This is a genomic window from Clostridium sp. CCUG 7971, from assembly GCF_017590215.1.
Taxonomy (GTDB): domain Bacteria; phylum Bacillota; class Clostridia; order Peptostreptococcales; family Peptostreptococcaceae; genus Faecalimicrobium.
In genome coordinates this window covers 1-1,696 of sequence record NZ_JAFFPK010000160.1, presented here as the reverse complement: position 1 = coordinate 1,696, position 1,696 = coordinate 1, and the positions used below count along the sequence as shown (strand labels likewise).

Genomic DNA, 1,696 nt, shown 5'->3' with positions numbered 1-1,696 from the left:
CTTCAGGTACAGAGCCTAAGCTTAAATTTTATATAGCAGTGAAAGGTGAAGATGAAAGTATATCAGATGAGAAAATAAAAGGAATAAAAACTTATATAGAGAACACTATAGAAAAGTTAATGTAAAATATAAAAAGGATATAACTTAAGTTATATCCTTTTTATATTAAAACTATATATTAATATAAAAAGGACATATAACCTTAGTATAAAACTATCATATATAAAAGATGTTAATCATAATTATTTACGAATACTTATTAAAAATATAAGGCAAACATCTAAGAAAGGAGGAATCTCATGGTAAAGGTAGATAAACAAAATATTAAAAATATAATACAAGAATCTAATTATAGTGAAATAAATTCAAAGGCAGCCGAAATGTCTTTTTATTTACTTCTATCTCTCTTTCCATTTTTGATGTTTACCATAAGTAGTATAGTGTATATACCAATACTACATTTAAATAAATATATAGGTTTAGTTGAAAATATAATGCCTGAAAGTGCATTTGTAATAGTATTATCAATCATAAATTCAGCGAGAAGCAGCAAAAGTATAAGTTTTATTATAATGAGTTTTTTTCTTACAGTGTGGACATCATCAAGAGCTGTAAGAGCTATAATAAGGGGGGCTAATAAGTCTTATAGAGTAAAAGAAACAAGATCATATATAAAGGTATTTATAATAGGTCTGTTGTTTACTGTTGGTCTTTTACTTTTGATTTTTTCATCAATGATATTTTTAGTTTATGGAGAAAAAATAGGATACTTTTTATTCGATCTTATAGGTTTAGATAATATATTTATTAATATATGGGATGTATGTAGATATACAATAGGAATAATAACTATAATCTTAATACTTATGAATTTATATAAACATACTCCAAACCAAAAGTTAAGTACAAGAGAATCTATTCCAGGTGCCATAATTGCTACATTTGGATGGATTTTAGTATCATTTTTTTACTCTTATTATTCAAATTATTTTGCAAATTATGAGGTTATATACGGAAGTATAGGTGGAATAATTGTACTTATAACATGGATTTATTTAAGTAGCTGGGCTATATTAATTGGATCTGAAATAAACGCGAGGTTATATTTTAGAAGAAAGAATAGATAAATGAGATAGAGAAATAATACCTGTAAATTTAGTTCAATGTGATTTCAAGATAATATATCAAAGATATATATTTTTAGAAGCATCAAAAGTTTTGTACTGGATTATAAAGTGATTGTGAAAAAAGTAAAAAATAAAAATAAAATGTAGAAAAAAGAAAAAGAATGTAACTTATAACCGATTATTTCCATAGTATATTGTATGAGAGAAATTTCTCATACAATATTATTAAATGGAGATGTATCATTATGAATAGAAATTTTGGTTGTGAATCAAGAAGAGGGATAATGTCAGGTAATAACAATAATAATTATATAGATCAAAGAGAAATGGAAGCTATGAGAGAAGAGTATTGGCAAGCATATAATCAAAATAACCTATTAAGTCAAAACAATATGTATAATGGAGATTATATGAATGAAGACTATGTATTAGGAACTGAAGACTATTTTAATGAAAATGATAGAGATTTCAATAATCAACGTGAACATAAAAAACATGACTGTTGTTGCAATAGAGATAGGAATCATGACTGTTGTTGCAAGAAAGATTGGAATCATGACTGCTGTTGC

Annotated in this window: 2 protein-coding genes; both read left to right on the top strand. The window is 25.3% G+C overall.

Annotated elements, in window-relative coordinates:
• The first annotated feature begins 299 nt into the window (after positions 1-299).
• Positions 300-1,127, top strand: a complete 828-nt coding sequence (locus tag JWF52_RS17245; protein WP_208334728.1) for a YihY/virulence factor BrkB family protein — start codon at positions 300-302, stop codon at positions 1,125-1,127.
• A 245-nt stretch (positions 1,128-1,372) separates the two neighbouring features.
• A partial coding sequence (locus tag JWF52_RS17240; RefSeq protein WP_208334727.1) for a hypothetical protein occupies positions 1,373-1,696 on the top strand: 324 nt, incomplete at its 3' end.